General features: G+C 61.1%; 7 protein-coding genes, 1 tRNA gene and 1 other RNA gene. 7 read left to right on the top strand and 2 right to left on the bottom strand.

Going from position 1 to position 8,961, the window contains the following annotated elements; genetic code table 11:
* A partial coding sequence (locus tag ACZM96_RS07935) for a LysR substrate-binding domain-containing protein (protein WP_489488394.1) occupies positions 1–388 on the top strand: 388 nt, incomplete at its 5' end.
* Positions 389–1,586: 1,198 nt separating this feature from the next.
* Here the strand turns inward: ACZM96_RS07935 and ACZM96_RS07930 are convergent.
* Positions 1,587–2,093 carry a C40 family peptidase gene (locus ACZM96_RS07930; protein ID WP_489488393.1) on the bottom strand — a complete coding sequence of 169 codons (507 nt, stop codon included), beginning with the start codon at positions 2,091–2,093 and terminating at the stop codon, positions 1,587–1,589.
* Positions 2,094–2,415: 322 nt separating this feature from the next.
* Between ACZM96_RS07930 and ACZM96_RS07925 the strand changes: the two genes are divergently transcribed.
* Positions 2,416–2,769, top strand: coding sequence for a phage regulatory CII family protein (locus ACZM96_RS07925; RefSeq protein WP_489488392.1), 354 nt, complete (start codon positions 2,416–2,418; stop codon positions 2,767–2,769).
* A 203-nt stretch (positions 2,770–2,972) separates the two neighbouring features.
* Here ACZM96_RS07925 and ffs read toward each other — a convergent pair.
* An RNA gene (ffs, locus tag ACZM96_RS07920) (signal recognition particle sRNA small type) lies at positions 2,973–3,068 on the bottom strand.
* A gap of 369 nt (positions 3,069–3,437) precedes the next feature.
* Here ffs and ACZM96_RS07915 point away from each other — a divergent pair.
* The 5 genes from ACZM96_RS07915 (at position 3,438) to ACZM96_RS07895 (ending at position 8,873) form a co-directional block, all read left to right on the top strand.
* Positions 3,438–3,522 (top strand) — tRNA-Leu (locus ACZM96_RS07915).
* Positions 3,523–3,892: 370 nt separating this feature from the next.
* Positions 3,893–5,518, top strand: a complete 1,626-nt coding sequence (locus tag ACZM96_RS07910; RefSeq protein ID WP_489488391.1) for a bifunctional metallophosphatase/5'-nucleotidase — start codon at positions 3,893–3,895, stop codon at positions 5,516–5,518.
* Positions 5,519–5,791: 273 nt separating this feature from the next.
* Positions 5,792–6,820, top strand: coding sequence for a tRNA lysidine(34) synthetase TilS (gene tilS / locus ACZM96_RS07905; RefSeq protein ID WP_489488390.1), 1,029 nt, complete (start codon positions 5,792–5,794; stop codon positions 6,818–6,820).
* Positions 6,821–7,079: 259 nt separating this feature from the next.
* Complete coding sequence (locus tag ACZM96_RS07900) at positions 7,080–7,355, top strand: FmdB family zinc ribbon protein (RefSeq protein WP_294486927.1); 276 nt, start codon at positions 7,080–7,082, stop codon at positions 7,353–7,355.
* Positions 7,356–7,457: 102 nt separating this feature from the next.
* Positions 7,458–8,873 (top strand): DegQ family serine endoprotease, encoded by a 1,416-nt coding sequence (locus tag ACZM96_RS07895; protein WP_489488389.1) that lies wholly within the window; start codon positions 7,458–7,460, stop codon positions 8,871–8,873.
* The last annotated feature ends 88 nt before the right edge of the window (positions 8,874–8,961 follow it).

Genomic DNA, 8,961 nt, shown 5'->3' with positions numbered 1-8,961 from the left:
GCGCAATTCGCCGCTCGGCCAGAAGAAAAACGTGACCGTGGAAGATCTCGCGCAGTACCGGCATATCGTGTTCAACCGCTCTCGCGCGGAACGGTATCTGCTGAACTCCCAGTACTGGGAAGTGAACGACGTGGTGGCGGCCATGTACTGGGCGTCTCTCGGCATAGGCTGGGCCGTGGTGCCGCTGGGCCTGGCCCAGCGCATTGCGCGCGACGAATCCATGAAGAACCTCGTCATTCTCGACATGGACAACATGTCGTTCGTGGCGCACAACATTTATCTGGTCTGGAACAACGCATTCAGCCGTCGCGACATTCTGGAAGATCTCTGCCGCGATCTGAAGACCTACTATCAGCACGCCTTTGAGCAGGGGGACACCACGTTCTGAGACGATCCGGGCAAGCGGCCCGGACGTCCTGCGGGGCGAGCGCCCCGAACCTTGCCCGACACTGGAAGCGCCGCCGGCGCACCGAGCCCGTCCCTGCGACGGGTTTTGTTATTTAAAGGATAAGGCGCGGGGGCTGCGTGAGCGATAGGCGCGTTCCGAGGAAGGCGCCCGCGGAATGTCAGGCTGTGGCAGAGCGCTACGCTCGCCCGGCGCTTCTCCGAAAACGGGCGTCGGCGGAGAGGCGGCAGGGCGCTTGGAAGCATTTGGCCGGAGACGGTGAACCGCCCCATGGGCGACATCGGGGCGAGACGAGGTCGGGCTGCATGCGGATTTGCGTATTCATGCCGCCGTCCGGCGCAGTCTGTGAAGCAGGGACGATGGCGAGTGCAGGGCGGCGACGTCATGGCGCTGCACCGTGAAATAAGACAACAGATGTCCTGTTCACTTTTGCATAGGAACGTTTTTCTTCATTCGGGCTGCGGCGAAGGCGGATCGGAACGCAGACAGAGCGGAAAAAGGGGCCGTCGGGCTCTTTTTAATTTGAAATGCATTATGTATGTTAAAATAATTAAAATATTACAATAGGATAAAATATTTTATGTTTATAATTTACAAGGGTTTTAGCAGTATATATAAGTTTATTGATAATTTTCCTTTCCAAAGGAGATTAAGACATGTTCGACATACCTGTGCAGACAAGTGCTCCGGGGAAAAACGCTTCGCCCCGGAACGGAGCGACCGGAATACCCGCTTCGTCTTCCGGCAGGGAAGAACGAAAGAGAGGTGCGGCGTTGCGGAAAAAGCGTTCCGCTGAACGCCGGCGGCGCGGAGGGATGAGGAAGAGCGTTCCGCGGCAGAAAGGCGTTTTGTTGCAGAGCACGTTGACGAAAGAGATCGACGGGCGAAAAGGCCGCCGGGCGTCCTGGCCCGCGCAGGGCGATGTCTCTGAACATCCGAGCTGCCCGGAAAAACAGGACGCCGTCGGTCGCGGCAGTAAACGGAGCGGCGTCGGATGCGGAAGTCACGCGCAGAGGCGGGGCGTAGAATCGTCCGGCAGAATGGCGACGATGGAGGCGTCCGTCCTGGCGGCGGATTCGGAAATCTGGAGAGCGGAGCACTTCTGGTTGCGTGTCACGCCGTTGTCGAGCTTTTCGGTTTCGGAGCGTTCGATGGCGGCGGGGCGCGGAAGGCGAAACGGTCAGCGCCTGGCGACGCGCCGGGCCGTGACGTAGTAGCGATCCCAGTAGTTGACGGAGAGCGATTCAATGCGCACGCGGGCCCTGGGCTTGGGACTGTGAATGAAACTGTTCTGACCGACGTAGATGCCCGTGTGATAGCCGGAGCGCGGAATGCGGAAAACCACGATGTCGCCGGGGCGCAGACTGCCGCGGGAAATGCGTTTGCCCACGCTGGCCTGATCGCGGCTGATGCGGGGCACGGAAATGCCGTTGCTTGCGCAGGCCCAGTACACGAGGCCGGAGCAGTCGAAGCCGCGCGAGGGAGAGGAGCCGCCGGATACGTAGGGACGGCCGAGCTGGCTTTTGGCCGTGGCGGCGATGGCCGCACCGCTGCCGGAAGCGGCGCTCGGCTGTTGATAGGTTGGTCTGTAGGTTTGTTTGCCGCAGCCAGCGGTCATGAGAAGGGCCACGCACAGAAGAATCAGCGGAACATACCGATAGAGGGAATGATCGCGATGTGTCGTCATGACGGACCTGCCGGAGTTGAAAGTGCAATATTTCTTTTGTAGGTCATCCCGGGACAACTTGCAAGTGCGGCCTCATTCTTATGTTGATGTTGCACAGTTATTTTTAATACATGTATAAAACACGCATTTCAATGTTGAAATCGTTTATTCAATTTCTCAATATTTCTATAAGATGATGTGGTATTATTTTTTCGTGTTCCTTTCTTGACGCAAAGTATCAAAAGTGAAATACACTGTTATCAGTGTTTTGTATTGCTTTCTCATGAAAGTAACAGGATTATATGGCGGAAAAGTTGCTTTCTGTAAAATTGAGGAGGACTTTATGGTATCGGAACTTTCCACTCTCATTCACAACCTTGTTCTGGACAATCCCGTGCCTGCGAAAGATCTGGCAAAGGCCATCGGCAAGCCGTATTCCACACTGCTCAGGGAAGTGAATCCGTATGATACGGGAGCCAAGCTCGGCGCGGAAACACTGCTGCAGATCATGATGCAGACCGGCGACACCAAGCCGCTGGAGTACATGGCGGGCAAGCTTGGCTATTCGCTGGTGGCCGCCAGAAACGACGCGCCGCATGTCACGCCCGGAGCCTTTCAGGGGGCCGGTTCCGGCGTGAACGCGTCCGTTCCCGCGATGGACGGACGTCAGAACGGCGAAAAGGAACATCGGGCCTGATTCGATTCCGCACGAAACGGACAGGAACAATGGGCGGAGGCAGAGGGGAAAGCTGTCTTCGCCTTTTTTGTGTGCTCCGAGGGCGCGAGTTTCGCGGGGAGGCGGCAAGAGCGCAAAGTTAAGCAAAAAAGGCCCCGGCGGACAGGCGAATGTCGTGCCGGAGCCAAGGAGGAGTTAACGAAAAAGGGCGCAACCGTGTTGCGCCCTTTTGGGAACCGGACACCCGGCAACAACCGTTACCGTTGCTTCCTTTCGGACCTGGCGGGGTTGGCGGCGCGACCGCCGTCCGGTTCCCGGAACTCATAAAGCGAAAGACAGTATAGACGGAGGCGGGAAACCTGTCAAGGTCGGGCGGCATGGGCGGGCGTTGTTGCGTCTTGTCCGAATCATCTGGGAGCGCGGTGGGCGGAATCGGAAATCTCATTTGAAGTGCTGGGCATGGTCGCCGTGCCTGTTGCTGTGAAGGCAGAGAACAGTCGTTCTTGTCGGGGCGCGCGCCCGGAGTGCCGACATGCGGCGACGCGGTCGCGGAGGTCCCGAAGGAGGGGGGCTGCTGGCGGAATAGAGCGGCCTCGACCACCTTTGCAAGGCGGCGCTCGAAAGAAAATGGGGAAGGAGTGAAAAAAACGCTTGCCAAGGCATGGGCTTTGCTATACAAAGACAGCTGTGCCCAGGTGGTGGAATTGGTAGACACACTATCTTGAGGTGGTAGCGCCGAATGGCGTGGGAGTTCGAGTCTCCCCCTGGGCACCAGTGCGAGAACAGGAGCTGCAAACTACGGTTTGCAGCTCTTTTCGTTTAATCACGCATCAGCCGGATGTGATGTTGTTGCGTCGGCTGAATTTGTTTTTGTTGTATCGGCCGAAGTGGGGCCGGTTGCGTCGGCCGGGCGTGGATTTTCGGTCGGCAAGGCACGGCAATGATATTGTTCGTTCCGGTGCTCTCCGGCGATGAGCGGCAGCATGCGGGCTTCTGCACGTCGGCGCCGCGTGCTGCGGAAGCGTCGGGCCGTGGCAGCGTGATTCGGCTGAGGATGGCTGATGGCCTCGGACGGCGTTTGCGTATCGGTCGAAGGAAGGAGCGTGCCTCGCGGCGGCAGAACGGGAGCAGGAGGAAGGAGTTCATGAGAAGCACGAGGGAAAAGTGGGCGCTGTCGGTGGCGGCGGCGCTGCTTGCGGCGTTTTTGTTCACGGCGTGTGCGCCGCAGGGCAGAACGCCGGATGGTCGGGGCGACGGACTGGAGCTTGTTGTTCTGCACACCAACGACACGCATTCTTTTCTTGCGGGCATGGACAGCCGCGGCAACGCCAGCTTGGACGGCCGGAACAGCTCGGGCGGACTCGGGCGCGTGGCTGCGGCCATGAAGGCGGCGCGCCGGAACCGGGACAACGTGATTGCGCTCGATGCCGGTGATCAGTTTCAGGGCACGCTTTTTTACAGCGTGAACAAGTGGCCCATGATTGCGGAGGTGGACCGCGTCGTGCCGTGGGACGCCATGACGCTGGGCAATCATGAGTTCGACGAGGGTTGTGCGGAACTTTCCCGTTTTCTGAAGCAGACGCCCGTGCCGGTGCTGGCCACCAATCTGACGCCGGAGGCGGGGTGTCCTCTTCGGGGAAGCGGAACCCGGGCGCATCTGGTGAAGATGGTGCGCGGCGAGAAGGTGGGCATTGTGGGCCTTGCCAACGACGAGGTGAAAACGTTGTCCGCGGCCTGCGGGCACACCGCGTTTTCGCAGGCCCGGGACACGCTGGATCGTGAAGTCAAGGCTCTGGAGGCGCAAGGCGTGAAGCACATTGTGGCCATCACGCATCTCGGCCTGCCTGAAGACCGGCGACTTGCCCGTTCGGTGAACGGCGTGGACGTGATCGTGGGCGGGCATACGCACAGCTATCTCGGCCCGTCGCCGTCCGACGGACCGTATCCCGTAGTGGAGCATGCGCCGAACGGAGATCCCGTGCTGGTGGTGACGGCCGGACGCGGCGCGAAGTATCTCGGCGAGCTGACCGTGCGCTTCGATGGGCGCGGCGTTCCCTGTTCCTGGAGCGGTTCCGCCGTGAAGCTTTCCTCCGACATGCCGGTGGATCCAGAGGTGCAGCGGCTCATTGACCGCTACGCCGCCACGCTGACCGCGCTGCGCGCCGAGGTCGTGGGCAGTCAGCGATTGTCTTTGCCTGACGGCATGGAACTCTGCCGCGATGGGGACTGCCTCAGCGGCATGGTCACGGCGGATGCCATGCTGGAATACGGGCGTCCGCACGGGGCGGTGGCGGCGCTGTGCAACGGCGGAGCGCTGCGGGCGGCGCTTCCTGCGGGAACGATTACGCGGGGCGACGTGCTTTCGGTGCATCCGTTCGGCAACGCGGTGCTGCTGCGCGAATATTCGGGCGCGCAGCTTCTGGAGGCGCTGGAGCACGGGGTGGCCGGCGAGAACGCACGAGGGCCGCAGCTTTTGCAGACGGCCGGGCTGCGTTATGAAGTGGACGGCAGCCTTCCTGCGGGGCGGCGCGTGACGAAGGCGGAGGTGCTGGATGCGCAGGGCCGCGCGACGCCTCTTGATCCCGAAGGCCGCTACGTGACGGCTCTTGCTGATTTTCTTGCGGACGGCGGCGACGGCTACGCCATGCTGAAGCAGGGCCGCGTGGTTTCCGCGCCCGATCCTCTGGTGGCAGACGTGGTGGAGCAATACCTCAAGACGCACAATCCGCTGCCGGAGCCTCGGCTCGGACGCCTGACGCGTTTGCGCTGAACGCTGATTTTCCGCGTTTCCGCACGGCGCTGTCCAGCAAGCCGGCCGACTGGAGCCTGCACCGCCGTTCTCCGCGCTTTGCGCCCGGAATCTTTCCCCCTGCCGACGAAGTGCGCCTGCGACGATCCTGTTTTCCACCCACCATACCCTCCCCATTTTAAAGGATTTACCCCCTCCATTAAAAGTTTTAGGAAGGAGGATAGGGGGTCGGGGAAGGAGCCTTTTTCAAAAGGGTCCTTCCCCCGCCTCTCTTACATTCCAAGGAGTTCTCTCATGACGGCGCGGGCATTGTTTTCTCTGAAGGATCTGGAAGCCGCGGATGCGCGTCTGGCGCTCGGGGCGGCGCGTTTTGTGGAGAAGGAGCTCGGCGCGGACATCCGGGGCAGGAGGCTGGTGGTGGCTCTTTCCGGCGGGGCGGATTCCACGGCGCTGCTCACGGTGTTCTGTGCGCTGCGCGGCATGCTCGGCGTATCGCTGTTTGCGGCGCATCTCGATCATGGTCTCCGGGCGGAGAGCGCGGCGGAGGCGCAGGCGGCGGGGGAGCTTTGTTGCCGGTTCGGCGTGCCTTTTTTTGTGAAGCGCGCGGATGTGGGAGCGCTGGCGCAGGCGCAGCGCTGCGGCGTGGAGGAAGCCGGACGCCGGGCCCGCTATGAATTTCTGGAAGAGTGCCGCGCGGCGACGGGCTCGCGCTGGGTGCTCACGGCGCATCATGTGGGGGATCTGGCGGAAGACGTGCTCATGCGCTTGTCCCGCGGGGCGCTGTGGCCCGGGCTGGGGGGCATGAAGGGGCTTGTGGACGAGCCGGGGCGGCATGTGCTGCGCCCGCTGCTCATGCTGGAGAAGGCGCAGCTTGAAGGACTGCTTCGGCGGGTTGGTGTGACGTGGCAGGAAGACGCCTCCAATCGGAGCCGCGCGTGGAAGCGCAACCGCATGCGGCATGACGTGCTTCCGCTGCTGCTGGCGGAGAATCCTTCGTTTTACGAGAGCGTGCGTCGCCTCTGGAGAGCCGCCCGCCGGGACGAGCGCGACTGGGCGAATACCGGGGCGCTTGCACTGGAAGAGCGGGACGGCGGCGTGCTTCTCTCCGACGCTTCGCTTGCTGCGCTCGGCGAATCGGGCAGGCTGCGCGCCATGGCCGAGGCGCTGCGGAAACTTGGGGGAGAAGCGCGGGCCGATACGCTGGAATCGCTGGAAGCGGCGTGGCGGCGGAGGCATTTTCCGCGTCGATTTTCCTTCGGCGGCGGCGTGAAGGCGGAACTTTCCGGCACGGGCGTCTGGTTTCATCACGCTCCGGGGCGTTGAAGGGCGCGGGCCTGCCGCATGATTTTTGCTGTAACACTATGCAAGAATTGAACAAAACCGTGCCGAGAGCGCGGAAAATCTGTTAAGAAACAACGCAATGCGCTGTTTTTATTCATGGAAATTTCTTACTGAATGTTTCCGACCCGTGATGAGGCGCGCTTTTGACCTTTTGCCTTACCCTTGCCACCTGGTATAAGGTGCTTATCTAGCAGCAGAGAGAAGGATAAGCCTTCCATTTTTTCTCGCGAGGAGTATTGCCATGCCGCTGTATGATTTTGAATGCAAAGATTGCCGGCACACGTTTGAAGAGCTGGCTTTTGACGACGATGACGTCATCAGCTGCCCGAAGTGCGGGTCGCAGAACACGGCTCGTCTTGTTTCGGCCCCCAGTCCTCTGAAAACGGGAGCCTTTCCTTTCAAGATAGGCCCGAGACCGGCCTGGATGAACGATAAAAGACTCAATCGCAACAGCCCCTGCCACGGCAACTGTTCCTCGTGCGGCGGAGGAGCGGGCGGAACGGGGGGCGCTCAGTAAGCCTTTGCTTCCGTAATTACAATGGCATGAACGGCTCTTGCGAGATACAAGGAATTCAAGAGTCCTTCTTTCGCCTGAACGAAGAATTTACAAGGAGTTCCCATGAACTGCATCCTTAAAAAAACGGCTCTTGCCGTAACTGGTTTCATGTTTCTGGCCTCTTCGGCCACGGCGGCTCCCATGCTGCCCAATTTCGTGCCGCTGGCGAAAAACGCCGGTCCGGCAGTGGTGAACATCAGCACTGAGAGGGAAGTGGAAAGCCCCGTCATGGGCATGTTCAACTTCCCCGGCATGGATCAGTTCTTTGAACAGTTCGGCGGCCCCTTCGGCATGCGTCCCGGCCAGCCCGCGCCCAAGCAGAAGAGTTCCGCGCTCGGCTCCGGCTTCATCATTTCCGCCGACGGCTACATCGTCACCAACAACCACGTGGTGGAAGACGCCGACAAGATTACCGTCAAGCTCAACGGCGACAAGTCCGACGGTCTGCCCGCGAAGGTTGTGGGCACCGACGCCGAAACCGATCTTGCCCTGCTCAAGGTGGAAAGCAAGACGCCCCTGCCCGTGCTCCGCTTCGGCGATTCCGACGCCATGGAAGTGGGCGACTGGGTGGTGGCCATCGGCAACCCCTTCGGCCTGAGCAACACCGTGACGGCCGGCATTCTGAGCGCCAAGGGCCGCGACATCCACGCCGGTCCCTTTGACAACTTCCTCCAGACCGACGCTTCCATCAACCCCGGCAACAGCGGCGGCCCGCTCATCAACATGGCCGGTGAAGTCATCGGCATCAACACCGCCATTTCCGCCAACGGTCAGGGCATCGGCTTCGCCATTCCCAGCAGTCTGGCCTCCAAGGTCATCAACGACCTGCGCGAAGGCAAGAAGGTGAGCCGCGGCTGGCTCGGCGTGACCATTCAGGACGTGGATGAAAACACCGCCAAGGCCCTTGGTCTCAAGAGTGCGGGCGGCGCGCTCATCGGCTCCGTGCTCGACAACGAACCCGCCGCCAAGGCCGGTCTGCGTGCGGGCGATGTGATCATCAAGGTGGGCGACACCGACATCGACAGTGCTTCCGCCCTCACCCGCAGCGTGGCCGGACTCAAGCCCGATACCAAGGTGGACATCGTGGTGATGCGCAACGGCAAGGAAGTGAAGACCACCGTGAAGCTCGGCGAACGTTCGTCCCACAGCACGACGACGCAGAGCTCCGGCCAGCAGAGCGAAGGCGGCGACCTCGGCGTGAGCATCAAGCCGCTTACCCCTGAAGACGCCCGGGCTCTCCAGCTCTCCGGCGACGTGAAGGGCCTGCTCGTGGTGGGCGTGAAGGGCGACGGCCCCGCGGCTGAAGCCGGCGTGCGCACCGGCGACGTCATCCTTTCCGCCAACCTCCAGCCCGTGACCAGCGCCAAGGAACTGGTTTCCATCGTGCGCAAGGAAGGCAAGGAACGCGGCGCCGTCATGCTCCAGATCAACCGCCGCGGCGACACCTTCTTCATCACCGTGTCGCTGGACAACAAATAATCGCCTGACATAGGCAAAACTTCCGCGCGGCGGGTGCAAACCCGCCGCGTTTTTGGTTAAGAAGGCGGGGGAAGGAGGAAATCCTTTT

The sequence above is a fragment of the Mailhella sp. genome, from assembly GCF_057866825.1.
This window is presented reverse-complemented; position numbering and strand designations above follow the sequence as displayed.